At 47.3% G+C, this 26,233-nt stretch carries 26 protein-coding genes; 15 read left to right on the plus strand and 11 right to left on the minus strand.

What is annotated here, in order from left to right; all coding sequences use genetic code 11:
- The first annotated feature begins 19 nt into the window (after window positions 1–19).
- The 6 genes from CLV82_RS12825 to pyrF all read left to right on the plus strand — a co-directional run bounded on the left by CLV82_RS12825 (window position 20) and on the right by pyrF (window position 6,343).
- The gene (locus CLV82_RS12825; protein WP_133644748.1) at window positions 20–1,528 is read left to right on the plus strand and encodes a carboxypeptidase regulatory-like domain-containing protein; all 1,509 of its coding nucleotides are present in this window, start codon (window positions 20–22) and stop codon (window positions 1,526–1,528) included.
- Window positions 1,529–1,634: 106 nt separating this feature from the next.
- Window positions 1,635–2,816, plus strand: a complete 1,182-nt coding sequence (locus tag CLV82_RS12830; protein ID WP_133644749.1) for an AIR synthase related protein — start codon at window positions 1,635–1,637, stop codon at window positions 2,814–2,816.
- Window positions 2,817–2,896: 80 nt separating this feature from the next.
- On the plus strand, window positions 2,897–3,319 hold the full coding sequence (locus tag CLV82_RS12835; RefSeq protein ID WP_133644750.1) for a QcrA and Rieske domain-containing protein: 423 nt from the start codon (window positions 2,897–2,899) through the stop codon (window positions 3,317–3,319).
- 64 nt (window positions 3,320–3,383) lie between these two features.
- Window positions 3,384–4,379 (plus strand): FAD:protein FMN transferase, encoded by a 996-nt coding sequence (locus tag CLV82_RS12840; RefSeq protein WP_243744216.1) that lies wholly within the window; start codon window positions 3,384–3,386, stop codon window positions 4,377–4,379.
- A gap of 70 nt (window positions 4,380–4,449) precedes the next feature.
- The gene (gene prfA / locus CLV82_RS12845) at window positions 4,450–5,526 is read left to right on the plus strand and encodes a peptide chain release factor 1 (protein ID WP_133644751.1); all 1,077 of its coding nucleotides are present in this window, start codon (window positions 4,450–4,452) and stop codon (window positions 5,524–5,526) included.
- Between the two features lie 4 nt (window positions 5,527–5,530).
- Window positions 5,531–6,343, plus strand: coding sequence for an orotidine-5'-phosphate decarboxylase (gene pyrF / locus CLV82_RS12850; protein WP_133644752.1), 813 nt, complete (start codon window positions 5,531–5,533; stop codon window positions 6,341–6,343).
- 23 nt (window positions 6,344–6,366) lie between these two features.
- Here pyrF and CLV82_RS12855 read toward each other — a convergent pair whose 3' ends face one another.
- Window positions 6,367–6,564: a hypothetical protein gene (locus CLV82_RS12855; protein ID WP_133644753.1), complete on the minus strand. Its 198-nt coding sequence runs from the start codon at window positions 6,562–6,564 to the stop codon at window positions 6,367–6,369.
- 224 nt (window positions 6,565–6,788) lie between these two features.
- On the opposite strand from CLV82_RS12855, the gene CLV82_RS12860 reads away from it, so the two are divergent.
- Window positions 6,789–7,310, plus strand: coding sequence for a hypothetical protein (locus tag CLV82_RS12860; RefSeq protein WP_133644754.1), 522 nt, complete (start codon window positions 6,789–6,791; stop codon window positions 7,308–7,310).
- Between the two features lie 277 nt (window positions 7,311–7,587).
- Here CLV82_RS12860 and CLV82_RS12865 read toward each other — a convergent pair whose 3' ends face one another.
- The 3 genes from CLV82_RS12865 to purU all read right to left on the minus strand — a co-directional run bounded on the left by CLV82_RS12865 (window position 7,588) and on the right by purU (window position 10,189).
- A complete protein-coding gene (locus CLV82_RS12865) occupies window positions 7,588–8,556 on the minus strand; it encodes a carbohydrate kinase family protein (RefSeq protein ID WP_133644755.1) in 969 nt (322 codons plus the stop codon).
- A gap of 4 nt (window positions 8,557–8,560) precedes the next feature.
- A complete protein-coding gene (locus CLV82_RS12870) occupies window positions 8,561–9,268 on the minus strand; it encodes a DUF4197 domain-containing protein (RefSeq protein WP_133644756.1) in 708 nt (235 codons plus the stop codon).
- Between the two features lie 66 nt (window positions 9,269–9,334).
- Window positions 9,335–10,189, minus strand: coding sequence for a formyltetrahydrofolate deformylase (purU, locus tag CLV82_RS12875; protein WP_133644757.1), 855 nt, complete (start codon window positions 10,187–10,189; stop codon window positions 9,335–9,337).
- Between the two features lie 143 nt (window positions 10,190–10,332).
- On the opposite strand from purU, the gene CLV82_RS12880 reads away from it, so the two are divergent.
- Window positions 10,333–13,761: a methylmalonyl-CoA mutase family protein gene (locus CLV82_RS12880; protein ID WP_133644758.1), complete on the plus strand. Its 3,429-nt coding sequence runs from the start codon at window positions 10,333–10,335 to the stop codon at window positions 13,759–13,761.
- Window positions 13,762–13,855: 94 nt separating this feature from the next.
- Here CLV82_RS12880 and CLV82_RS12885 read toward each other — a convergent pair whose 3' ends face one another.
- Window positions 13,856–14,287, minus strand: coding sequence for a hypothetical protein (locus CLV82_RS12885; RefSeq protein WP_133644759.1), 432 nt, complete (start codon window positions 14,285–14,287; stop codon window positions 13,856–13,858).
- A 117-nt stretch (window positions 14,288–14,404) separates the two neighbouring features.
- On the opposite strand from CLV82_RS12885, the gene CLV82_RS12890 reads away from it, so the two are divergent.
- Together CLV82_RS12890 and CLV82_RS12895 are read left to right on the plus strand one after the other, a co-directional pair.
- Window positions 14,405–14,857, plus strand: coding sequence for an Lrp/AsnC family transcriptional regulator (locus CLV82_RS12890; protein ID WP_133644760.1), 453 nt, complete (start codon window positions 14,405–14,407; stop codon window positions 14,855–14,857).
- A 171-nt stretch (window positions 14,858–15,028) separates the two neighbouring features.
- Window positions 15,029–16,450, plus strand: a complete 1,422-nt coding sequence (locus CLV82_RS12895; RefSeq protein ID WP_133644761.1) for an alpha/beta hydrolase — start codon at window positions 15,029–15,031, stop codon at window positions 16,448–16,450.
- Here the strand turns inward: CLV82_RS12895 and CLV82_RS12900 are convergent.
- Window positions 16,437–17,174, minus strand: coding sequence for a DJ-1/PfpI family protein (locus tag CLV82_RS12900; protein ID WP_133644762.1), 738 nt, complete (start codon window positions 17,172–17,174; stop codon window positions 16,437–16,439). The genes CLV82_RS12895 and CLV82_RS12900 overlap by 14 nt on opposite strands.
- 94 nt (window positions 17,175–17,268) lie before the next feature.
- Between CLV82_RS12900 and CLV82_RS12905 the strand changes: the two genes are divergently transcribed.
- Window positions 17,269–17,919, plus strand: a complete 651-nt coding sequence (locus CLV82_RS12905; RefSeq protein WP_133644763.1) for a DUF1684 domain-containing protein — start codon at window positions 17,269–17,271, stop codon at window positions 17,917–17,919.
- Between the two features lie 59 nt (window positions 17,920–17,978).
- Here CLV82_RS12905 and CLV82_RS12910 read toward each other — a convergent pair whose 3' ends face one another.
- The 4 genes from CLV82_RS12910 to crcB form a co-directional block, all read right to left on the minus strand.
- Entirely contained in the window at window positions 17,979–19,034 is a 1,056-nt protein-coding gene (locus tag CLV82_RS12910) for a porin (RefSeq protein ID WP_133644764.1), read from the minus strand.
- Between the two features lie 110 nt (window positions 19,035–19,144).
- Complete coding sequence (locus CLV82_RS12915; protein ID WP_133644765.1) at window positions 19,145–20,386, minus strand: ammonium transporter; 1,242 nt, start codon at window positions 20,384–20,386, stop codon at window positions 19,145–19,147.
- 32 nt (window positions 20,387–20,418) lie between these two features.
- Complete coding sequence (locus CLV82_RS12920) at window positions 20,419–20,757, minus strand: P-II family nitrogen regulator (RefSeq protein ID WP_133645070.1); 339 nt, start codon at window positions 20,755–20,757, stop codon at window positions 20,419–20,421.
- Between the two features lie 388 nt (window positions 20,758–21,145).
- Window positions 21,146–21,517, minus strand: coding sequence for a fluoride efflux transporter CrcB (crcB, locus tag CLV82_RS12925; protein WP_133644766.1), 372 nt, complete (start codon window positions 21,515–21,517; stop codon window positions 21,146–21,148).
- Window positions 21,518–22,058: 541 nt separating this feature from the next.
- Here crcB and CLV82_RS12935 point away from each other — a divergent pair.
- Window positions 22,059–22,445, plus strand: a complete 387-nt coding sequence (locus tag CLV82_RS12935; RefSeq protein WP_133644768.1) for a pyrophosphohydrolase domain-containing protein — start codon at window positions 22,059–22,061, stop codon at window positions 22,443–22,445.
- Window positions 22,446–22,493: 48 nt separating this feature from the next.
- Here CLV82_RS12935 and CLV82_RS12940 read toward each other — a convergent pair whose 3' ends face one another.
- Entirely contained in the window at window positions 22,494–23,561 is a 1,068-nt protein-coding gene (locus CLV82_RS12940) for a branched-chain amino acid aminotransferase (RefSeq protein ID WP_133644769.1), read from the minus strand.
- A gap of 208 nt (window positions 23,562–23,769) precedes the next feature.
- Here CLV82_RS12940 and mnmD point away from each other — a divergent pair, with 208 nt between their 5' ends.
- The 3 genes from mnmD to CLV82_RS12955 all read left to right on the plus strand — a co-directional run bounded on the left by mnmD (window position 23,770) and on the right by CLV82_RS12955 (window position 26,190).
- The gene (gene mnmD / locus CLV82_RS12945) at window positions 23,770–24,432 is read left to right on the plus strand and encodes a tRNA (5-methylaminomethyl-2-thiouridine)(34)-methyltransferase MnmD (RefSeq protein WP_133644770.1); all 663 of its coding nucleotides are present in this window, start codon (window positions 23,770–23,772) and stop codon (window positions 24,430–24,432) included.
- 93 nt (window positions 24,433–24,525) lie between these two features.
- A complete protein-coding gene (locus tag CLV82_RS12950; RefSeq protein WP_133644771.1) occupies window positions 24,526–25,491 on the plus strand; it encodes a TIGR01777 family oxidoreductase in 966 nt (321 codons plus the stop codon).
- A 126-nt stretch (window positions 25,492–25,617) separates the two neighbouring features.
- The gene (locus CLV82_RS12955; RefSeq protein WP_133644772.1) at window positions 25,618–26,190 is read left to right on the plus strand and encodes a nucleotide exchange factor GrpE; all 573 of its coding nucleotides are present in this window, start codon (window positions 25,618–25,620) and stop codon (window positions 26,188–26,190) included.
- Window positions 26,191–26,233: the final 43 nt, after the last annotated feature.

The raw sequence follows: 26,233 nt of genomic DNA on the forward strand, positions 1-26,233 counted from the left end.
TTAGAAAATATAAAGGATTATGAATAGATCTTTAAAAATAGCAGGGGTCATTCTTTCGGTGTTTGCATTCTTCACATCCTGTGATGAAGAAACACTAGGTGAGAATGCTTTTGGTACGCTAAAAGGGAAAGTGGTTATAAATGGAGATAACATGCCCCTGGGTAATGTTAAGATCACAACCAATCCCGTGTCTACTACAGTGTTTACCGACAATCAAGGTGAATTTACAATATCGGATATTCAAATAGGTGATTATTCGGTGCAAGCAGAATTGGACGAATACGAAACTGCTTTTGAACCTGCAAATATTCTGGAAGGAAAGATATCGCAGGTGGTATTTGAACTGGATTCTCTTAAAGCCAGGAATCTTTCACCAAAATCACCTGTACTATTAGCTCCGATCGATGAAGCAGAGGGGGTAAAACCAGATGTGACATTTATATGGTCTTCCTCAAAGAATGATGATGATGATATCTTGTATACTCTCCAATTAAGAAATGGTGAAACTAATGAAATAACCATATTTGAAAGAGTACAGGATACAACAATAACTGTGAAAGACCTTGCAATTGGTAAGGTTTATTTTTGGCAGGTGACGGCTACGGATGACGTCACAACACCCGTACAGAGTGAGATCAGTAGCTTCAGAGTACAAGGTACAAGTGCCAATAGTTACCTATTTGTACGTAACATAGATGGGAAAAATGTAATTTTTTCAGGGGGAGATGGTACGGAAGGCGACCAGAATGTGATCCGGATAAGCAGCCTTCAAAGTAACAGCTATCGGCCAAGGAAGAATAATGATACGGACAAAGTGGCATTTCTGCGCACCGTTGGAGCAGAAACTCACCTTTTTACAATGGATCCCGACGGAAGTAATGTCAGACAACTGACCAGTACAATACCAGTCGCAGGATTTCGGCAAAGCGCGGTCGATTTCAGCTGGGCGGCTAACGGGGGTGCTATTTATTATCCAAACTTTGATAAGTTGTACCGCGTAAATCCTGATGGGGGAGGTAGTGTCATGGTTTACCAGACCCCGGATGGCTCCCTGATCTCCGAGGTGGATGTAGCTGAACTGGACCAGGACTTGCTGCTTCTGAAGACGAACGACCTGAGTGGTTACAATGTGCGGATCTTCACCTACCGTTTGTCTACGGGTTCAGAAGAAACTGTAGTGCTGGAAAATGTGACGGGAGGAGCTGGCAGTATAGATATCTCGGCCAACGGGGATAAGATCCTCTACAACCTTGATACCTCGGGTGCTGAGAATTCCGTTTACCGCTTATTCTCAAGTAGAATCTTTATTTATTATACCTCCACAGCTATAGTTACACAAGTGGAGACAGGAGTGGCAACCGGCCAGAACGATTACGACGGTCGCTTTTCGCCATCAGAGGGCTCCATCATATTTAGCCGGTCTAATAATACCAATAATGCTATACCATCTGTTTTAAGAGTAAATCTTGATGGTCAGAACGATGAAGGATTATTATTTTCAGAAGCTTATATGCCGGACTGGCATTAAATTAATTTAAGTAATAAAGGAGCTGTGCACCGGGAAGTTGGAATTAATTCCTCCTTTGTTGCACAGCTTCTTTCATTTGGGCTATTTTTGCCAAAAACTATGCTACATGGACTCGTCTGCCAGTCAACGCTATAACCAACGCGGGGTATCTGCCTCCAAGGAAGATGTGCACAATGCCATCAAAAACATTGATAAAGGATTATTCCCTAAAGCTTTCTGCAAGATCGTGGCCGACCACCTTACCGGTGATCCCGGGCACTGCCTGGTGATGCATGCCGATGGGGCCGGGACCAAATCCTCCCTGGCCTATATGTACTGGAAAGAGACCGGCGACCTCTCTGTCTGGAAAGGGATAGCACAGGATGCCCTGGTGATGAACCTGGACGACCTGCTCTGTGTTGGGGCTACCGATAACATCATGATGTCTTCCACTATAGGGCGGAACAAACACCTGGTACCGGGCGAAGTGATCTCCGCGATCATCCAGGGGACCGAGGAACTGGTCGCTGAACTGGAGGAACACGGGGTAAAGATACACCTCACCGGGGGCGAGACCGCCGATGTGGGTGACCTGGTGCGTACCATTATTGTGGACTCAACCGTCACCGCCCGCATGCCGCGCAGCCGGGTGATCGATAATGCGAATATTAAAGCCGGAGATGTTATTATCGGGCTGGAATCCTACGGGCAGGCGAGCTACGAATCTGAATATAACGGGGGGATGGGCAGTAACGGGCTTACTTCTGCCCGCCACGATGTATTTACAAAATCCCTGGCCGAAAAATACCCGGAAAGCTACGACCCCGCTGTCCCGGAAGACCTGGTCTACTCCGGGAAGGTCGGACTGACCGATAAAGTGGAGGGTTCTCCGCTGGACGCCGGGAAACTGGTGCTATCGCCCACCCGTACCTATGCACCCATCATCAAAAATATACTGGACCGCTTTGACCAGCGCGATATCCACGGGATGATCCATTGCAGCGGTGGTGCCCAGACCAAGATCCTGCATTTTATAGATAACCTGCATATCGTAAAAGACAATATGTTCCCGGTACCACCGCTGTTTAAGCTGATACAGGAACAATCCGGAACGGATTGGAAAGAGATGTACCAGGTATTCAACTGTGGCCACCGGATGGAATTATACGTAAACCCCCAAGTTGCTGATGAACTGATGGTTATCTCCCAAAAGTTTGGGGTGGCTGCCCAGGTCATCGGTCGGGTTGAAAGCTCCCCGGTCAAAAAACTCAGTATCCGCAGCGAATACGGCAATTTTACCTACGAGTAGCTTTTCGTTCAACGGTGTACGATTTTGGAAATAGCCCCGTTCTGCAATAAGAAGGGGCTTTTACTTTATAAACAATTGCTATGGAACGTAAAGAATTTCTGAGATCACTGGGTGCAGGAGCAGCCTTTGCCCTTATTTTCCCATGTGTGCAGGGATGCTCCAAGGACGAGGACGGAACCGGAGTGCCAAGCGGGATCGACTTCACTATTGATCTCAACTCCCAGGAAGGTGCAGGCCTGCAGAACAATGGCGACTTTATCCTGAAGAACGAAGTGGTAGTGGTCAAAAACCTGCAGGGCAATTTTATTGCGGCCAGCCAGATCTGCAGCCATCAGCAAACAGACCAGGTACGTTTCCTTCCGGAGAATGGCGGTATATTTCACTGTTTTACCCATGGGTCCGAATTTGACCAGCAGGGAAATCCCCTCAATTCCATCACCAACAACCCGCTTAAAATTTTCAGAACCTCCCTGGAAGGCAATATCTTACGGGTTTTTGAATAAGTAATCCACTTTATTTTATATTTGTCCTTCATGCCGGAAAATTATCCGGTCTAAAATCGTCCCCGTGCCCCGGATTTTATTATTCTTCTTATTCATCCTACCCGGATTGCAGGCCTATGGCCAGCAGGAAGAACTGTTGTCACTGACACGGAACGTCAGCCTGATGGGCAGCAATTTCGAGATCACCGTCCTGGCCGAAGATGAATCTATTGCCCTGATCAATATAGAGGAGGCTGTGGACGAGATCAGCAGGATAGAAGCCCTGATTTCTTCCTGGAAAGAGGATTCACAGACAACCCTTATAAACAGCAATGCCGGCATTCAGCCGGTTGTCGTGGATAAGGAGTTATTTGAGCTGATCCTGTACTGCCAGTCCCTGGCCGAACTCACCCAGGGTGCCTTTGATATTACCCATGCCTCGATGAATAAGGTCTGGGATTTTAACCAGTCACAGAATTACCTCCCGGCTGCCTACGAGATAGGGGAAGCTGTTTCCAATACGGGTTTCAGGAAGATCGTTCTTGACCCGGATACTTACTCGGTTTTCTTACCCCTACCGGAGATGAAGATCGGGTTTGGTGCCATTGGCAAAGGCTATGCAGCGGACAGGGCAAAAGCCCTGCTTAAAGAAAAAGGTGTCCCGGCAGGGATGATCAATGCCGCAGGGGATATCACTACCTGGGGTACCCGGGCTACAGGAGAAAAATGGCTGATCGGGATAGAGGATCCCCTTGCCAATGGAAGCCTGAAAAACTGGATCCCCCTGGTGGAATCGTCCGTGGCAATTACCGGCACCCAGGAGCGTTACCTCTGGGTAAACGGGGAGAAGCTGAAAGACATCATCGATCCGCGTAACGGGCAACCGGTCCGTGGTCTTGCCAAGGTCACCGTTTTCCATAAGGATGCTGCTTTTGCGGATGCCCTTTCCACCGCCCTATTTGTACTTGGACCGATTAAAGGACTGGAGCTTGTCAATGAGCTGCCGGGAACCGAGGCCATCTTCCTGGATGAAGAAGGCCGGGCCTTTTACAGTACCGGGATGCTGTCTCGCCAGCAATAAATTTCATTTCTGCGAAACATCCATAATCCGTGTTAAAATCGTAAATTCGCAGCATAATGCAGAACAGTAGATGCTAGAAAAACTCAATATAGTAAAACAGCGTTTTGATGAGGTTTCAGACCTTATAATCCAGCCCGATGTGATATCGGACCAGAAACGTTATGTCTCGCTGACCAAAGAATATAAGGACCTTAAGATCCTTGTTGAGAAACGGGACAGTTACATAGAACTTACCAATAATATCAAGGAAGCCGAAGAGATCATCAAAGACGGCTCTGACCCCGAGATGGTGGAAATGGCGAAGATGCAGATGGAGGAGGCCAAGGAAGCCCTGCCCGGCCTTGAAGAGGAAATAAAATTACTGTTGATCCCGAAAGACCCGGAAGATGCTAAGGATGTCGTGATGGAGATCCGTGCCGGGACCGGGGGAGATGAAGCCAGTATCTTTGCCGGCGACCTCTACCGCATGTACGCAAAATACTGCGAATCGCGTGGATGGAAGACCAATATCATCGACCTGAGCGAGGGCACCAGCGGTGGCTATAAAGAAATACATTTCGAGATAACCGGGGAAGAGGTTTACGGTACCCTGAAATTCGAAGCAGGCGTCCACCGGGTGCAACGGGTACCCCAGACCGAAACCCAGGGACGGGTGCACACCAGCGCCGCCACGGTGATGGTCTTACCGGAAGCCGAGGAGTTTGATGTGCAGATAGATCCCAAAGATGTGCGTATAGATTATTTCTGTTCGTCCGGACCCGGGGGACAATCGGTGAACACTACGTATTCTGCTGTTCGTCTGACCCACGTTCCTACAGGTCTTGTGGCCCAGTGCCAGGATGAAAAATCCCAGCACAAGAACAAGGATAAAGCTTTTAAAGTACTGCGTTCCCGGCTGTATGATATGGAACTGGCCAAGAAACAGGAAGAGGATGCTGCGAAACGTAATTCGCAGGTAAGCAGCGGGGACAGGTCTGCAAAGATCCGGACCTACAACTATCCCCAGGGAAGGGTAACCGACCACAGGATAGGCTTAACCTTGTATGATCTTCAGAATATCATCAACGGGGATATACAGAAACTGATCGATGAACTCCGTTTCGTAGAAAACACCGAAAAACTTAAAGAAGCTTCCGAGATCTTTTAAATCTATGACCAACCGAGAACTGACCGAACAGATCCGTAAAAAACGATCGTTCCTTTGTATAGGACTGGACACAGACCTGGACAAGATCCCCGGGCACCTGAAACAGGAAGAGGATCCGCTATTCAGTTTTAATAAGGCAATCATAGATGCCACCCATGAATATTGTGTGGCCTATAAGCCTAATATCGCGTTCTACGAAGCTTATGGCCTTGCCGGTTGGAAGGCCCTTGAGAAGACCATAGAATACCTTAATGAACATCACCCGGATATCTTTACTATCGCGGATGCCAAGAGAGGGGATATCGGGAATACAGCTACGCGTTATGCAAAGGCTTTTTTTGAGCAGCTGAACTTCGATTCTGTGACCGTGGCACCTTATATGGGGCGCGATTCGGTTGAACCGTTCCTGCAGTTCCCTGGAAAACATGCCATACTGCTGGCACTGACTTCAAACCAGGGGGCTTTTGATTTCCAGACAACAGCTTATGAGGGGAAAGCCTTGTATGAAAGGGTCCTCGAAACTGCAAGTGCCTATGAGCATTCAGAAAGACTGATGTACGTGGTAGGGGCAACGAAGGCCGAATACTTACAGGATATCAGGAAAATAGTTCCCGGGAGTTTTCTTCTGGTGCCCGGGGTAGGAGCCCAGGGAGGAAGTCTGCAGGAGGTGTGTAAGTATGGAATGACCGAGGAAGTGGGCTTACTGGTGAATTCGACCAGGGCGATCATTTATGCTTCTGAGGGAACCGATTTCGCGGAAGCAGCCGCTGCAAAAGCAAAAGAGCTCCGCGACCAGATGGCCAAGGAGCTCCTATAAGATAGGTTCCATATATTGTAATATTACGGTACCAGGGTTTCCAAAATCTTTTTGATCTGCATAGCCTTAGCCTCAAAGAAATCACCCAACTGGTCATTGAGTTCTTTCAACTGGTTGGCCTTATCCATTAAATTCTGGTATTGATACTCTAAAAGGGAGACCGCCTGGCGGCCATTGACGTTCGGTGTGATCGTTCCAACCCTGCAATATTTATTTTCCATAGATTCTTAATTTTTTTCTTCTTATACAAAGATACGTCTGTAAGTACCATTTGGATGTTACACAATTATAGGATTCAACTAATTTATCGGTGATTTGTCTATTTTTTAACGTATGGACCACTTAGCTTTCAATGAATTGACAAAAAATTTACATTTCGATAATTCAGAGAAACCCTATCTTTATACAAATCCCGCAATTTTTAAGGATCTAAACTGCTATCCTAATGACCCGGTTCATACCATGGTTTTTAGTTCTCATCTTCATTTTGCCTCTAAAGGCACAGGAAAAGGATTGTCCATGCTGTTCTGCAGTCTACCAGGCTTTTGATTTCTGGATAGGAAGCTGGGAGGTGACTAATAAGGATGGTACTTTGGCAGGGACCAATACCATTACCAGGGTAGAAGATGGCTGTGCGTTGCGCGAAGAGTGGCAGAGTGCTAATGGCACTTTTACGGGTACCAGTCTGAATTACTACGACAAGGCAAAAGGACAATGGAAACAGTTATGGGTTGATAATTCCGGGAACCACCTTGATCTCAGCGGGAACCCGGTTCAGAACGGGATGATACTCTCCTCTGCGCCATTCCGACGGCAGGACGGGAAGCTGTACGTGAACCGGATCAGCTGGACAGCTAACCCCGATGGCAGTGTACGCCAGCTCTGGGAACTATTACAAAATGAAGAGGTAACCGCGGTGATCTTTGATGGCCTGTACAGGCAAAAGAAGTCAGGAACTGATGAATAGGATATTTCGGTGAAATTATCCCATTAAAAAAACCGGTACTCCTACCGGTTTTTTCAAACTAACTAACTCAAAAATACTAACTCAAATAATTATGGTTCCCGGTTTTTCCCAAAGCCGGTACCAGCTAGTTCAACACTATATAAGCAGGTTGTTTATGCTGATATTGCTAGAACGCAAATATTTTTGAATTATTGTAACCTGTTGGAAATAAAATACATAACTGGACTTCTGTCTTTATTTCGGACTATATCCGGATGAAGGCAGGAAGCAGTATAGATCAGGAATAATGCTCACTGATGAGCCGGTCTGTTCCTTCTTTGTCCTTAAAGACATCAAAGGACTTTCCCTGGGTACGGAGAGCCCCGAGTGCATTCGCATACTGTGCCGCTTTAAAGGGGTCATTGTACTTGGAAAAGCCGTAGGCGAGTCCGCCCGCAAAAGAATCCCCGCAACCGGTAGTGTCAACCACGTTTTCCATGTAGATCGATTTGATGAATTCTTTCCTGGTCTTTCCATTTTCCCTGAAGTACACCACGCAACCCCTGGCATCCAGGGTCACATAAAAGTATTTTACACCTCCCTCAAGAACGTGCTCGGCCATATCGTCCAGGTGATCCGTTTTTTCTTCGTCATAGCTGCTCATCTCCTTTGCATCGTATTCATTCTTAAACCAGCAGGCCTGGGATTCCTCGAGGTTCATTTTTAGGATATCGATATAAGGCAGCCACTCATCCATATCTACCCAGAATTTCCGGTACCGGTCGCCCGTCATCCCCATGGTTGTGGTCGGGCCATGAGCGTCAAAGACGATCAGGCCCTTGTAATTTTCCTGTATGGCCCTTAAGGTGCTGAGGGAGATCTCGAAATCGGTAATGGGCACAAAAACGAATACATCCACCTGCTCCAGCCCTTTGATGTCTTCGGGTCTGATCGGTTTCATACAGGCGGTCTGCTTCTCTACGCGGTTATTCTGGTCAAGGAAGCGAAGTTCTATTACCGTTCCCTTATCATCAACCGACGAGATATGATCCTGCCTTATGTTCTTATAGGGCGCAAACAGTTCCGAGATCGCCCGGTGATCCTTTTTGTGAACGTGGGAGACCGGGATCACCTCACCGTCTTCTCCCAAAAGCTTGGATAAAGCGATGACGGGATGTGATACACAACCGTATTTATTGATGATTTCCTGGTTATGTGTATAAATGGTATCCCTGGGGATGGGCCCCAAAACAGCGATTCTGATCATAGGTTTAACTCTTGTCCTGCAAGGCAAAGACTTTTCTTAATAATTCGGTGGTCCTTGCTGATATTTTATTCCTGATTTCTTTTTCCTCAACAGCGATCATGGTGTATACCCCGTTCAATGCCTCCTTCGTTACATAGTCGGTCAGGTCGGGGTTCACATCCTGCGTCAATGGCAATGAATTATATCTTGTGATCAACCGCTCCCAGACTTCATCCGCCCTTACTTTCTTCAGGGAAGAATTGATCACTGGCTCAAATTTAGTGTACAGGGCATCATTGGTTGCAGTCGTCAGGTACTGGGTGGCAGCCCTATCATCGCCCAGCAGGATATTCCTTGCATCCTGGAAGGTGATTCCTTTTACGGCTTCTATAAAGACGGGGGTTGCCTCGCTTACCGCATCTTCAGCTGCCCGGTTTAATAATACTAATCCTTCATCCGCCAGGTGTCCCAGGCCGATATCCCTTAAAGTTCTGTCAACCTTCTGCAATTCTTCTGGCAAAAGGATCTTTACCAGTTCGTTCTTATAAAACCCATCTTCCAGTGCCAGTTTGCTGACCTGTTGGTCTATGCCCTGTTGCAAGGCCTGCTGTAATCCGGCCGCTATCTGTTCATCGCTCAATCCACCCCCGGGTAACTGGTTCACCACGCCTTGCAGTTCAGCGCAAGAAGAAAGGATTACCAAAAAACAGATCATTACCAATTTACGGAGCATAGGAAATGTGTTAGCAAGGTTTAAAATAGCAAAAAAAATCGTAGCACTGCCAGCCGGGGCTTCCACCTATGAGAAGATAACGGTTTTGTTATTGTAAACCATGGTTTTACGGGCGACATGTAGCTGAACCGCCCTGGAGAGGACCAGTTTTTCCAGGTCTCTTCCTTTTGTGATGAAATCACTTACGGTGTGCGCATGGGTGACGGGGATCACGTCCTGGGCAATGATAGGCCCGGCATCCAGTTCTTCGGTGACGTAGTGACTGGTAGCCCCTATGATCTTAACGCCTCTTTCAAATGCGGCGTGATAGGGCTTAGCGCCTGCAAAGGCAGGAAGGAAAGAATGGTGGATGTTGATGATCCTGTGCGGGTACTCATCGATAAGCCTGGGGGAGACGATCTGCATGTACCGGGCCAGTACGATAAAATCCACCTTATGTTCTTTTAATAATCTTAATTGCTCTTCTTCAGCCTTTTCTTTTTTACCCTTTTGGACGGGAACGTGGAAGAAAGGTACAGAGAACTGATCGGCTATGGTCTGCAGGTCCGGGTGGTTACTCAGTATAAAAGGTAGTTCTACCGCCAGCTCCCCTGCGTGGTACCTGCTCAGCAGGTCATAGAGACAGTGGTTGTATTTGGAGACAAAGAGTGCCATCCTGGGTTTGCTTCCCGTCCAGTGTATATTCCAGGCCATATTATATGGATGAGCAAGCTCCGAGGCAACCCTGGATTCAAACTCATCCCGGTTAAAATTATCCCTGCCGTTAAAATCCGTTTCCAGTCGCATAAAGAAAACGCCGGCCTGCATATCTACGTGCTGGTCCAGGTATGTGATATTTCCTCCCTCTTTATGTACAAGGCTGGTGACAGAACTGATGATGCCGGACTGGTCCGGGCAGTTGATGAGTAGTGTGGCTTTCAAAGTCTGGTCTTTAATCTCAATAAAATTAGAACTTTAGGCTGCGTAGCCCGGGTAAAACTTCATTTTTATAATATTCTAAAGATATCATTATAATTTTTGCGTTTTCCGTAAATTGCAGGTCTTAAAATGCCTATTCATTAGAGATGGAACAACCCAAGGTTTATACCCCCAAGAATAAAGTAAGAATCGTTACTGCTGCGTCACTGTTTGACGGGCACGATGCCGCTATCAATATCATGCGCAGGATCATCCAATCTACCGGTGTGGAAGTGATCCACCTGGGCCATGACCGATCGGTGGCCGAAGTGGTCGATTGCGCCATACAGGAAGACGCCCATGCTATCGCGATGACCTCTTACCAGGGTGGACATAACGAGTATTTCAAATATATGCACGACCTGCTCAAGGAAAAGGGTGCAGGACACATCAAGATCTTCGGTGGTGGTGGCGGAGTTATCCTGCCCAAGGAGATCGAAGAATTGATGGAGTACGGGATCACCCGTATCTATTCTCCCGATGACGGCCGAACCATGGGCCTGCAGGGAATGATCAACGACCTGGTGCAGCAGAGTGACTATGCTACTCCACCCCTGGAGCTTAATGGAGAAGCGTCTCTCCCGGAGCTACTTAAAGAAAAAGAACCGGGGACCCTGGCCCGGTTGATCAGTCTCGCTGAAAACCGCCCGGCTGATTTTGAAAAAGAATTTGCGAAAGTGAAGACAGGGGATAAGACCATCCCGGTGCTAGGAATTACAGGTACAGGGGGTGCAGGAAAATCCAGCCTTGTCGATGAACTGGTACGCCGTTTCCTTGCAGATTTTCCAGGGAAGACCCTGGGCATCATATCGGTTGACCCCTCCAAAAGAAAGACAGGCGGGGCATTACTGGGAGACCGGATCCGTATGAATGCCATCAGTGACGAGCGGGTGTATATGCGTTCGTTGGCCACCCGGCAGTCTAACCTGGCCCTGTCCAAACATATACAGGAAGCCATTGATGTGCTGAAGGCGGCCGATTTTGACCTGATCATCCTGGAAACATCCGGGATAGGGCAGTCCGATACGGAGATCGTGGAACACAGTGATCTTTCCCTCTACGTGATGACGCCCGAATTTGGTGCGGCCACCCAGCTTGAGAAAATTGATATGCTCGATTTTGCAGACCTGGTTGCTATCAACAAATTTGATAAGCGGGGAGCACAGGATGCCCTACGCGATGTCAAGAAACAGTATATGCGCAACCACAACCTCTGGGATGTGGACCAGGAAGACCTTCCTATTTACGGAACTGTTGCTTCCCAGTTCAACGACCCGGGGATGAACCGCCTCTATCAGGCCATCATCGCGGCGGTAAAAGATAAAACCGGGGCAGAACTCGATTCTAAATTCAGGGCTGAACACGAAATGGCGGAAAAGATGTTCGTGATCCCGCCTGCACGTACCCGATACCTTTCCGAAGTGTCCGAAGGGATCAGGGCTTACGATGAAAAAGCGGTTTCCCAGTCTGATGTCGCCCAGAAATTATATGCCATCTACACCACTTTGCAGGGAGCAACCAATAATGCTTACACCTTGGGTGAACATGGTATTCAGAATGAGGGGGATGTTGCAAAGAACAAGGAAGAACTGGCAGACCTGCTCGAAAAGGAATTTAAGAAGACGTTTAAAGAGCTGGATCCCCATCACTGGGAAAGTATCCGTGGCTGGGAAGACCTGCAACAGAAATACAAAGCCCCGGAATATAAATTCAAAGTAAGGGGGAAAGAGATCAGGATAGAAACCCATACCACTTCGCTTTCACAGCTGCAGATCCCGAAAGTGGCACTCCCGGGCTATAAGGCATGGGGTGATATCCTTAAATGGACACTGCAGGAAAATGTCCCGGGGCAATTTCCTTACACTGCCGGGCTGTATCCCTTTAAGCGCACTGGTGAAGACCCTACCCGGATGTTTGCCGGGGAAGGGGGACCGGAACGTACCAACCGGCGTTTCCACTATGTGAGTATGGATATGCCGGCCAAGCGACTGTCAACAGCCTTTGACTCGGTTACCCTCTATGGGAATGACCCGGCCCACAGGCCTGATATCTACGGGAAGATCGGGAATGCTGGGGTGTCTATCTGTTGCCTGGACGATGCGAAGAAATTATATTCGGGCTTTGACCTGAGCGACCCGATGACCTCGGTGAGTATGACCATTAACGGGCCCGCCCCGATGGTGCTCGGATTCTTCCTGAATGCAGCCATCGACCAGAATTGTGAGAAATATATCAGGGAAAAAGGACTGGAGGAAAAAGTCGAGGCTAAGATCACCGAGATCTATAAAGGAAGGGAATCCCTGAGACCAAAATACCACGGTAAGATCCCTGAAGAACATAACGGTCTGGGACTCATGTTACTCGGGGTAACCGGGGACCAGGTGCTGCCGGCCGAGGTGTACAATGATCTGAAAGAGAAGACCCTGCAACAGGTCAGGGGAACCGTACAGGCTGACATCCTCAAGGAAGACCAGGCCCAGAACACTTGTATCTTTTCAACAGAGTTTGCTATCCGCCTGATGGGGGATGTGCAGGAATACTTTATCCAGAATAAGGTCCGTAATTTCTATTCGGTTTCCATTTCCGGATACCATATCGCAGAAGCAGGTGCCAACCCGATCACCCAGCTGGCCTTTACCCTGTCTAACGGGCTCACCTACGTAGAGTATTACCTAAGCAGGGGAATGGACATCAATAAATTCGGGCCTAACCTGTCATTCTTCTTTTCCAACGGTATTGACCCGGAATACGCCGTCATCGGCCGTGTGGCAAGGCGGATCTGGGCAAAGGCCATGCGCGATATCTACGGGGCGGATCCCCGTGCCCAGATGTTAAAATACCATATCCAGACCTCGGGAAGAAGCCTCCATGCCCAGGAGATCGATTTTAATGATATCAGGACCACCCTACAGGCCCTGTATGCCATTTATGATAACTGCAATTCCCTGCACACCAATGCCTATGATGAGGCTATCACGACCCCAACAGAAGAATCTGTGCGGAGGGCGATGGCTATCCAATTGATCATCAACAAGGAGCTGGGACTGGCCAAAAATGAAAACCCATTACAGGGATCTTTCATCATAGAGACCCTGACAGACCTGGTAGAAGAGGCAGTGCTGGCAGAATTTGACCGTATAACGGAGAGGGGAGGGGTCCTCGGGGCCATGGAAACCATGTACCAGAGAACCAAGATCCAGGAGGAAAGCCTGCATTATGAAACCCTGAAACATTCAGGGGAATACCCTATCATCGGCGTAAATACTTTCCTGAGTTCCAAAGGGTCTCCGACAGTCCTTCCCGCCGAGGTGATCCGGGCGACCGAAGAAGAAAAGAAGGTGCAGATCAGTACCAAGGAACAGCTTCACAAGATGTACGAAGATTCTGCGGAAGAACAGTTACGACTGTTACAGGATACAGCTGTCCGCAACGAGAACATCTTTGAACAGCTGATGGAAGCGACCAAATTCTGTTCCCTGGGCCAGATCACCAAAGCCTTGTTCAATGTAGGGGGGCAGTACAGGAGGAACATGTAGTTCCGGCTCATTATCCAGGGCTTAAAAATAAGAAACCCAGCCACTGTTCATTACAGACCGGCTGGGTTTTGTTTTCCAGGTATAATACTATTTTTTAATACAGGTAGTCATTGAAACCCCAGGATCCGCTGGAGCCTGCAGGGCCAATAGACTTTCTCCATTTTTTAAAGGAACGCCGGAAACTCCGGATCTCCTTCCGTAACAGGTTCAGGTATTCTTTTTCTTTCACCCCGTCCTTTTCCAGGCCGTTGCAATAGGAAAGTATATTGCGGGTCATTATGTTGATAAAGCGGGCGCTTTTCCTGCGCACTGCAAGAGAATTGGAAGATTCTGCCCTGGCGATCTGCTGTGGGATCAGGATGGCATCGGTCAGGATCGCATCGGCCATAATATCCCTTAAACTGTTAGACTGGTATAGGTGGAGAAGATCTTTATTCGAGACATAAGAAGCCAGCTCCCTGCTCATAATGCAGAGTTCCAGCGCTTTCCGGTAAACCGGTACGGATCGTAAATTGTTGTAAGACATTTTTTTCAGAGCAATTAGCATATTAAAATTACCATCAAAATCGCAATATTATCTTTTCAATCAAAAGAGAATTTGTATTTTAGACATATAATTAAAGATTTTTTATACCTAAAAGTTTTGAATATACGAATTGATGACCTGAACTGGGGAATACTGCAATGTTTGCAGGAGAACTCGCGCGAATCTTTCGCCAGTATCGGGCGTAAAGTAGGGCTGACACCCCCGGCCGTAGCCGAACGCATCAAGAAGATGGAAGACCTTGGGATTGTTGAAGGGTACCGGGCTAAGATCTCCCATATTCATGCGGGTTACCAATTAAAAGCGATCATTACCCTGAGGGCCTTTATGGGAAAACTGAAACCTTTCCTGGACATGGTGAAATCTATGGAAGAGGTCATCAATTGCTACCGCATAACCGGCAATGAAAATATTATCATGGAGGTGGTATTGAAAGACCAGTTTCACCTTGAAAAATTTATCGACAAACTGATCCAGTACGGCGAAACCCGGACACATATCATCTTATCGGATGTCGTTTCCCAAGCTCCCATCCTGAAAAAAGCTCGTTAACGAAACCGGCGCAAATTTTTGGAAAGTTCAGCTGCCTTAATTTCCCGCAGAACTGTAGTGCTATTGAATTATTATGTACTTTTCTATAGAAATTGGATAGCAAAGCCCGGCAATTTCCCGGGTCAGCATATCTGTCCGGGATTTTGGCCGGATTTTTGATGAATGCATTTTATGAAGCAAACCATACTATTCACCTTCCTTTTAGCTTTTTTGTCCATTCAGCCCGGTATGGGTCAAACCGCCAGTATTAAGAAAGGGGTCATTACGGATTCTATTCCTGTTGGCTCAGAAGGTACAGAGTCTATGGCTGTTTTCCTGCCAAGGGATTTCACCATGGAGAAACAATGGCCCGTACTGTTCATCTTCGAAAAAGAAGGAAGGGGAAGGCAGGCCATCGGGATGTTCCAGGAAGCAGCGGAAAAGGAGGGGTTTATCCTCGCAGCATCTAACAACGTGCACGACAGCATTGCTATCGCCCGGAATATACTGCTCACCAACCGCATGATTGATCAATTGACCGGCATTTTACCCGTAAACCCCAAAAGGATGTATACCGGGGGATTTGGCACAGGGGGTCAGCTGGCTTCCCTGGTTCCGGTATTCCTGCCTAAACTTGCCGGAACAATAGTATGTGGAGCGGCTTTGCCCACCTTGGAGGTACTCAATGACAAAAAACCATTTTATTTCATAGGAATCGTTGGCAAACGGGATTTTAATTACCCGGCACTCCGGAAGACCATGGATGAACTGGACCGGAAGAAATTCCCTAACCACTTGTATGTCTTTGACGGGGGTAATGAATGGCCCCCAAAGCCTTACCTGGAAAAAGCTTTCCAACTGTTGACCGTCCAGGCAATGGAAGACGGTATAATTCCGCGGGATGAATCTTTCCTGCGCCAGAGCTATGACTACCAGCTTATCGAGATAAGACAGCAATTGCAACAGAACCAATTACTGAATGCCTACAGCCAAATGGAGGACCTGACACAGGCGTATGGTAAACTGATAGAAATGGATTCGCTTAAAGATGAGACCAGGCGCCTGAAGAAGGATTCCCGGTACCGTGCCCAGCGCAGGGAAGAGAAGAACACCTTCTTCCAGGAGACCTTAAGGCGGGAAGATTATGAATTTTACCTCGAAGAAGATATTGCCACCTACAACTATAATAACCTAGGCTGGTGGAAATTCCAGATGGAGACCCTGGATAAGCTGGAACAGAAAGATTCCGATCAATCCAGGGACATGGCGGCAAGACTACGGGGTTACATCAATGCGTATATCGAAGATTATATCATGATCGTAAGCAGGGAGGAAAATGTAGATGAAGAGGCTTTACTCTTATTGCAGATGCTGAAGACGATCACTGAACCCGGTGATCCGCAGTATTACCTTGCTGTGATTTCCCAGAGTGCGAAACTGGATGATTACGGGACCGCCTTGTTTTACCTGGAAGAGCTGCTGAAGACCGGTTACCGTGAGAAAGAGGTGCTTTACAATTTAGAGCATACAGCCTTGCTCAGGATCACGCCGGAATTCAACCGTATCATTGCTGAATACTTTAAGGACGCCCGTTACGAGATCATTGAAGAATAAGGTGGGGTACCTTTTTCAGGTTCCAGTCGATCACCAGGCCCCCGGCAAGCGAGCGGGCGATCTCGGGACCGTAGAGCCTCTCGCAGAGGTACAGGGCGGCATCAAAACTCCGGGCCCCACCCGCGGAAGTGATATATTTCCCGTCATGTACAAATAAAACACTGTCTCTTACATCTAATTGGGGAAATTTTTCCCTGTAGGTGTCTATATCCGAAGGGAAAGTGGTAGACACTTTATCGTCCAGCAGCCCGGCCGCGGCGAGAACAAAGGCACCATCACAGTGCGAGGTTATATACTGCGCTTCTTTATCGACCTGCCTAACAAAATTCAGCATTACAGTGTCTTTCAGGTCAGAGTCCAGGTGATGTTCCGCACTGGGAATCACCAGGATGTCTATCCTGGGCAGCTCATCCTTGGTGTAATCAAAATCCGGTAAGAGTCGAATTCCTTCAAAAGTAGTTATGGGGTTACGGGTATTGGCGAGCAGGAAAGTATTCATGGGCCTGATCCCTTCCCGGTACTTGGTATGTTGAAATATATCGAAGGGAGCGGTGAGTTCGGTATTATAAGTCCCATCCATCACCAGGAAGGCAACGTTGTAGTTATCCGGGTCGATTTTCGGGAATGTTCCTTCAGCCGGTTCCGCAACAGCTTCCCGGCAGGCTGCCGGGCCTAATAACAGGATCAGTATTAAAGGGAAGATAGGCAGTAGACGTATTTTCATTGTTGCTCTTTAAATTATTAAAGGTATTCAATTTGCATTATTCTTCACCTTGCTGCTCCGCGGTGGTTATTGTAATTTAGCCAAAATTACGAGCATGAAGAAAGCAGTTTTTGTATTCCTGTGTATCCTCCTGGGTGCCTCCGCCTGTAAAGAGGGAAAAAAATATCATGAGGCTCCCGCGGTTACCCGGGAAACGGCTGACAGCCCGGAGGAGGAAATTTTACTGTTTCAACAGGAGATGAACCAACAGTTCCGGGATCCGGAGACATCACCGCTACCGGATCGTTACCGCGCAGACTTTGAAGCACTTGATTTTTATGAACCGGATACGAATTTCAGGGTATTCGCCCGCCTGGAGCGAACACCCGACGCCATGCCTTTTTCCATGCCCACTACTACGGACCGCCTGGCGTTAGAAGTCGTCTACGGGATTGCCTATTTTGAATTGGACGGGGAACCTTACCAATTAGAGGTTTACCAGGAAGCCGGGCCCGGAGATGAAGCGGATACGTCCTACTTATTTCTCCCTTTTACGGATCTGACCAATGGGGAAGAGACCTATAGCGGTGGACGATACCTTGACCTCGATATCCCGGAAGGAGACAGTTTGCTCATCGATTTTAACAAGGCGTATAATCCGTACTGTGTCTACAACAAGAAATATTCCTGCCCCATTGTCCCGAAGGTAAACCACCTGGACAAGGCGATCCGGGCCGGGATCAGGGATTTTAGGCCAGAAAAGTAAAGGCCCGGGCTATTGAGTACCCAGACCTTTACAAACCAAAACCAAACTAAAGCAAAATCTTAAAATCCATAGACTGCTGCAACCACGAAGGATGCCAGGTTATCCATGGGCTGGCCGTCCGAATCCAGGAAAGCGTCGTCAGAAGCGCTGTCCAGTCTTAGTTCCGGTTTAATGATGAGGTCGCCGATAGTAGCGCTTCCCGTAAGGGTCAGTGCCAGGACACTGCTGTCTGCAACCCCCGTACCAATAGCGCCGAAGTTCTCAGTTTCTGCGAAATATTCGCCCCGGAGTCCAATAGTGAAATTTTCCGAGGTCTGGTATTGTGGATATAATGCGACACCTGCAAATCCGGTATCGTCTGCGCCGTCAAAATAGGCTGCATTGATCCCCAGGTAAAAGCTCTCGCTCAGGTCAAACCCGCCGGTATAATCGATCTCGAAAGCCCCGTCATCAGCAAGGAAATTCAGGAATTGCCCGCTGTAGCCCAATTGTGCACCATAGGCATATTTGCCGTTTGGATTAAATTCGGTCAGGTCTGTGGGGTTCATAACCGCCAGCATCAGGGACCAGTCGCTTCCCAGGTCAAAATCAGCCTTTAATCCGGTGTGGCTGAACGGGCCATAGGAAAACAGGTAAGAGGTGCTGTAATTAAAATTGGCTACCGGGGAGATGACCTCGTAACCCAGGAAGGTATTAAAGTTACCGAAGGTCAGGGTCACATGGTCGCTCACATTCCAGTAAACATATAGTTGGTTAACTATGTTCCCTGTCAGGGAGTACATCGGGGAAGCAAATATGGCATCGGTACCCCTTGGGCCGAAAACCAGGTCTCCTACAAATCCGACCTTTTCTCCCTCGTAACTCGCGATGACATTGGCCATCCCCAGGGCAAAGCCCGGAAGGTTGGCAAAAGAACTGCCGGGAGCCGAATAATTGGCGCCCGAATTGGCGCTGTTAAGGTTAGCCCTGTAATAGGCGTCAATAGAGCCACTCAGTTTAAATTTAGGAGTACTTTCCGCTGTTTCAGCCTCCTGGGCAAACCCGAGGGTCATCCCGCTGAGGAATAGAGAAAACAGTAATTTTTTTACGTACTTTGTATTTAAGATCGTTTTCATAATTCAATGATTTAGTTCCTTTTCCGAGGATTTTTTGTTGTTGAAATTTTATTGGATTCGATTGTTTAACGGAGCGTTCTGCCAAACGCTCCGTTTTCTTTTATTAGTTGTTATTGCTGTCCATTGCTGAAATCATAAGCATCCATCCCGTGCTCGTGAAGGTCCAGCCCTTCCATTTCTTCGTCTTTACTGACCCTGATGCCAACACTCTTCTTCAGGGCGAAAACTATGATGAAGGAGGTAAGGCAACAGAAGACTGCCACTGCCCCAACCCCGGTGAGCTGGTAGATGAACTGGTCTATCCCGGCCTTGGCTCCGAAGATTCCGACTGCCAGGGTGCCCCAGATACCGCAGATCAGGTGAACAGTTACGGCACCTACAGGGTCATCAAGTTTGATCCGGTCTATAAAGGATACCCCCAGTACGATGATTATTCCCGCGATAAGTCCAATGATCACTGCTTCATTGGGTGACATCAGGTCTGCACCGGCGGTGATCCCTACAAGTCCGCCCAGTATCCCGTTAAGGAACATTGTAAGGTCCAGGTTTTTCGTGGTAATAAAGGAGGTGACAATTGCGCCGACTCCGCCCGCGGCCGCTGCCAGGCTGGTGGTGACCAGTACGAGGGAAGTAAGTTCCGGGTCTGCAGACAATACGGATCCCCCGTTGAACCCGAACCATCCTAACCAGAGTACCAGTACCCCGGCGGTGGCCATAGGGATACTGTGCCCCGGGATCGCCCTTGGTTTTCCGTCATCCCCGAATTTCCCGATCCTCGCACCGAGCAGAGTGATGGCAATAAGTGCTGCCCATCCCCCTACAGAATGTACCAGGGTAGATCCCGCAAAATCGTAGAAACCAGCCTCGTCACCACCAAGGGTGGATAAGAATCCGCCGCCCCATTGCCATGATCCGACTATTGGGTATACCAGACCGACATAGATCACGGTGAAGACCATGAACGGGCCTATCTTGATCCGTTCTGCAACGGCTCCGGAAACAATGGTCGCCGCTGTTGCTGCGAACATTCCCTGGAAAAGGAAATCCGTCCACCAGGTGTACCCCCCGTCAGCGTAGTCTGGGGTCATGCCACCTTCCGGAGGAGCGATCCCAGGTACGATTCCCCCGAGAAAGCCGTTAAATTCCCCCGGGTACATGAGGTTAAATCCGACCAGGTAGTAGAGTAGAAGTCCTACCGTTATAATAAAGATGTTCTTGAATAGAATATTAATGGTGTTCTTCTGACGGGTCAGGCCGATCTCCAGAAAGGCGAAGCCGGTATGCATAAAGAATACCAAGGCTGTGCATACCATCATCCAAACGTTGTTAGCTGTAAATAATCCTGCTTCCATAATAAAATTGTTTGTTACTATTTGTAATTCATTTAGTTGATTCCGGCCTGGCCGTTCTCTTTGGTTCTGATCCTGTATGCTTCGAGTACTTCGGAAACGAAGATCTTACCGTCTCCTACATTGCCTGTATAAGCGGTCTCTAACAAGGTTTTGACGGTGACATCAAGAAAATCGTCTGATACCACGACTACCAGGTACCGGCGTTGTATATCGGAGGTACTGTATGAAATACCCCGGTAGACGTGCCCTTGTTTTTCATTGCCGACCCCGGTAACATCCCAGTAACTGAAGAAGTTGACCTCGATCGCGTGCAATGCCTTTTTAACCTCGTCGAATTTTGACTTTCTGATAATGGCTTCCACTTTTTTCATTTGCTTGATTTTAATGGTTTTCATTTGTCCGGCCTGGCCGGTAATTTTCTTTCTTCCCATAGTCTCTTTTAAAGAAGAACTGAGGAGTGTTAAATTTTGTTAACGCGTCAAATATATCGTATAAAAATTCAGACCCCCTAAAATTAAGGGGGTCTGTTGTTCATTTTTATGATATTGAAAGTTATAACCCTATTAAATTACAGGGTAGTGCAAATAGAATGAGTTAAATTATCAATATCTCGAATGTAGTCAGGGAGAAGAGCATGCATCACTTAACAAGGAAGAAATTTTAGGATGTAAAAGGTCTTAAACGCCTGTTTATAGGGCTTATACGGAATTGTTCAACGAAAGAAGGTCAGAGAATCCGGTGGTATTTCTTAAACCGGTCTCAGATTTGTCTTACGATCCAGAAACCGGCAGCCACGGCGGCAAGTCCTGTCGCAAGGCTGGCAATAATGTATAACGAAAAATGAAGGAAAGCACCACTGCGCAGTAATTCATATTGCTCAAAGCCAAAAGAAGAAAAAGTGGTAAAGCCGCCACAGAAACCGGCGACGAGTAAGAGGGTTAGATGTGGGTTCAGGTAATCTGACTTCAGTGCGTAACCGAGGACCGCTCCAATGACGAGACATCCTAGCACGTTGACCAGAAAAGTACCGAGGTAAAAATTAGTAAAGTAAGGGTTAAGGGATTTGCTGATAAGGTAACGCAAGACACTGCCAATTCCGCCTCCTAAGAAAACAAGCAAAATTGGTTTCATGCCAGATTGATCTACAGTTAAATCGCTTTCTTATAGCTGGAAGCTAACAGATCCAGGGGGTAGATCTTAATTTCCGGACGATCTGTGCTTTTAGCAGGCCTGGGGGATCTAGTCCTGGCATAAAGGCTACTGTGTACCAGTAAGGCGACATTGAAAACTACTAAACAGGAAAATATCGCAAAAAAGGTAACCATTTATCGGGTAAATTTAACAGTATAACGCAAAACTACGCTATTTCTTATGTTATACGATGAAAAATTCCTACCCGGATGTCACTTCCGAACATTTTTACGGGTTTAACAGCTTGTTAACTTATTACCTGAGTAATTGCTTGATAATGAACAGTAATATTATAAATGTGATAAACACTATGCCTACCCAGATAACGCCTTTGTAATTCTTTCGATGAAGATTGCGGTCCTTTTTATAGGAAAGAATGATGAAAATGGTGAAGACCACAACGAAAACTGCAGCAAAAATCCATTGCCCTGTACTGAACATATGTTTATTTTTAGGCAAAATTACTCTAAAATACCAACCTATGAAAAGCAAACTTCACGCCGTCTCTTTATTCCACGAATCTTTTGGACTGGGGATATCCAAAGAACCTAAGGCCAACCTGGGGCAAAGCAAGAACCTGTTGCGGTTTAACCTAATGGATGAGGAGAACAGGGAATACCTTGAAGCGGCTGAAAAAGATGACCTGGTCGAAGTTGCCGATGCCCTGGGGGATATGCTTTATATTCTTTGCGGTACCATCCTGGAGCATGGAATGCAGCACAAGATAGAAGAGGTCTTTGAAGAGATACAACGTAGTAATATGAGTAAACTGGGTGAAAACGGGAAGCCCCTCTACAGGGAAGATGGGAAGGTGCTCAAGGGCCCTTCATATTTTAAACCAGACATAAAAGCTATCCTGGAATCATAAAAAAAGTGCCCCGGAGGGCACTTTCTGAATCTATAATAGGTAGCTGGTTTATTTAACTTCGTACCTCCAGCCGAATTTGTCTTCAGCTATATTGTATTGAATATTGATCAGTTGCTGTTTGATCCTGGTGGCGTAGGAATCAGTCATCACGGGTAACTCGTAGCGTTCTCCTTTGTAACCGAATCCGAGGATAGGATTGATCACAGCAGCTGTTCCACTTCCGAACATTTCTTTCAGCTCGCCGTTCTTGTGACCCTCCAGTAATTCGGATACCCTGATCGGGCGGATGTCTACTTCAATTCCCTGTTCCTCGGCGAGGGCGATGACACTCTTCCGGGTAACCCCGTCCAGGATGCGATCCCCGGTAGGGCAGGTAAGGAGTTTATCCCCCATCCGTACAAAAATGTTCATGGTGCCCGCCTCTTCTATGAATTCGTGGCTTTTGGCATCCGTCCATACGATCTGCTGGAACCCTTCTTCTTTAGCAAGATTGGTAGGATAGAATTGTCCTGCATAGTTACCGGCGGCCTTGGCAAAACCAAACCCTCCGTCAGCAGCACGGCTGAACTTTTCTGCGATCTTGACGCGAACTTCACCGCCATAGTACGCCTGTGCAGGGGAACAGATGATGAGGAACTTGAATTCCTGGGAAGGAGAAGCGATGATCCCCGCCTGTGTGGCAATGGCAAAAGGACGAATATAAAGGGAGTTACCTAAGCCAGGCTTGATCCAGTCGTTCTCCATCTTCAACAGCGTGTTAAGACCGTCAAAGAAATAGTCTTCCGGGAACTCCGGCATGGCCATACGGGCGCTCGATTTGTTGATCCGGTGAAAGTTCTCATCAGGGCGGAATAACCAGACTTTGCCATCGTCATCCTTATAAGCTTTCATGCCTTCAAAAACTGCCTGCCCATAATGGAAGACCCTTGCGGAGGGTTCCAGGGTAAGTGGCTGGTAAGGAATGATCTTAGGAGTCTGCCATGCACCGTCCTTGTAATCACAGACCATCATATGGTCTGTAAAAACACTGCCGAAAGGCAGGTTATTGAAATCGACCTGCTCAATCTTGGAGCTTTTGGCCTTTTCTATGATGATATCTTTCACTGTACTTTCCATCTTGTATTTGTTAAATTGGAGCAATAAAATTACACATTTATAAGAAGTTGACCGGCGTTTTTACATTTAAAATCGCCAGCTTTGCACTATCTTATAAAATAATGATAATTCGTGATAATATTAACAAACTGTGTGCTAATAGTTTGGTAAACAGCGGGTTTTGTTGCCTGGTGAATTCAGTAAAATAGCGTTATTTCTTGATTACAGGATGAAAAGAAGCATAATTACCACCGGGGATGGGTCCAAAACCATCCAGATCACGGATTGGAATGAACAATATCATTCGACCCATGGAGCGATACAGGAGGCATACCATGTTTTTATAGCGATGGGCTTGTCCCATCACCCTGGCAGTGAGCTCCGTATCCTGGAAATGGGATTTGGCACAGGACTCAATGCGCTCATCACCCTTAAGGAAACCATGGCAGTACAGCGCCGTATACACTATACCGGGTTAGAAGCTTTCCCGGTAGAGAAACAGGAATGGTCCCAGCTGAATTACGTGGAACAACTACAGGACCCAGACCTCCAATCTTTTTATGAATCCATGCATAATGCAGCCTGGGAGGAAGAAGTGGATATTACTGCAGATTTTTGCCTGCTGAAGAAGAAGATGAGATTTGAAGACCTGGCCGATGAGGAACTATATGACCTGGTGTATTATGATGCTTTTGGTGCCAGGGTGCAGCCCGAATTGTGGGAAGTCGATTGTTTTGAAAGAGTCGCCCGGGCGATGAAACCCGGGGGGATACTGGTCACCTACTCTGCTAAAGGTAGTGTGAGGAGAGCAATGCAGGAAGTGGGGTTGAAGGTAGAACGGTTACCCGGCCCGCCCGGGAAAAGGGAAATGTTACGGGCTACAAAATCTTAATATTCTCATAAACCCGATAAAACGCTTGCTTCTACTGTTAAAGGCGTTTTAAACCTTTAGGGTAAGGCCTTCTAATCCGGTATCTTTGCGGGGATGAAGATATTGATCACAGGAGCAACGGGCCTGGTTGGTTCGCACATTGTGCAGCTATGCCGGCAGGAGAATATCGAGGTGAATTACCTGACAACGTCCAGAGATAAACTGGAGACGGAAAAAGGGTACCAGGGTTTCTATTGGGATCCTTCAAAACGCGAGATAGATACCAACTGCTTTAAAGGGGTGGATGCCATAATTAACCTGGCTGGTACCAGTATAGCCCAGCGCTGGACCAAGGAACATAAAAAGGCCATTATGAACAGCCGGGTGAATAGTCTTAAAACCCTTGATATCGGGCTTGCCCAGGTAGAACGAAGTAAGATCAGGTCTATCGTTTCTGCATCGGCAGTTGGCTATTACCCCGATTCCCTGACCAATTACTATTCAGAATCAGAAAAACAATACGATAAGAGCTTCCTCGGAGAGGTGGTTGTAGCCTGGGAGCGGGAAGCTGATGCGCTTAAAAAATACGATATTAAACTGTCCAAGGTGCGAATAGGACTGGTTTTGGCAAAGGACGGTGGTGCATTACCTCAAATGGTGAAACCTGTAGAGAATTACGTAGGGGCTGCCTTGGGCAGTGGAGAACAATGGCAGAGTTGGATCCATATTCGTGATCTCGCTTCCATCTTTCTTTTTCTCGTTAAGAATTCGCACAGCGGCATATACAATGCCGTGGCTCCTAACCCGGTTACTAATTGCCGTATGACCCGTGAAATTGCTAAAACTCTGGATAAGCCATTATGGCTGCCAAATATTCCTCAGGTGGTGATGAGGACCATCCTGGGGGAGATGGCGTATATCCTTTTCTCCAGCCAGAGGGCCAGCAGTAAAAAGATCGAGGAAAAAGGATACACTTTTGAATTCTGCAATATCCAGAATGCCCTGGCAGACCTCTTAAAGCAAGGAGGGGAGAGAACGATCTCCACCGCTCGACTGGAGGAACAACGAGCAAGCCGCTAAAAAGTTTTTTAAAGTATTCTCACAGCAGCCGTAATGAACGGCTGTTTTTTTATGACATTTTGACATTTTAAAAGAATTGGCAGTACTTTTGCCATCCCTAAAAGGTTAAAAAAACGGAATTACTAGATGAGTAAGAAAGATAAGACGCAGCAAATGGAAGAAACTCTTTCTGAGGAGCAACTGAATAAGGAAGAGCAGGGGCAGCAAAATGAAGCCCGGCAGGAAGATGAGAAGCAGGAAGAGAATATTTCTTCGGAAGAGCGACTAAAAGAAGACTTAGCCAGGGAAAAGGATAAGTTCTTAAGGCTTTTCGCAGAATTTGAGAATTATAAGAAACGTACTTCCCGCGAGCGGATGGAGCTGTTCAAGACCGCTGGGCAGGAGGTGATATCCTCTTTATTGCCGGTTATGGATGATCTGGACCGTGCCTTGAAAGAGATCTCTAAATCTGAGGATAAAGAATTGTTCAAAGGAGTTGAGCTGATAGATAATAAACTCCGTGAAACATTGAAATCTAAAGGCCTTGAGGAGATCGAGGTTAAACAGGGAGATGGATTTGACCCCGAGGTTCACGATGCTATCACCCAGGTACCGGCACCCGATAAGAAAATGAAGGGAAAAGTACTTGACGTTGTAGAGAAAGGTTACCGGTTGGGAGATCGTATCATACGTCATCCCAAAGTGGTGGTCGGTCAGTAGATCCGGTTTGGTAGAAGCCAAACTCGTATAAAGGAATTACGAA

The organism is Zeaxanthinibacter enoshimensis, from assembly GCF_004362865.1.
In the GTDB taxonomy this organism is placed as follows: Bacteria; Bacteroidota; Bacteroidia; order Flavobacteriales; family Flavobacteriaceae; genus Zeaxanthinibacter; species Zeaxanthinibacter enoshimensis.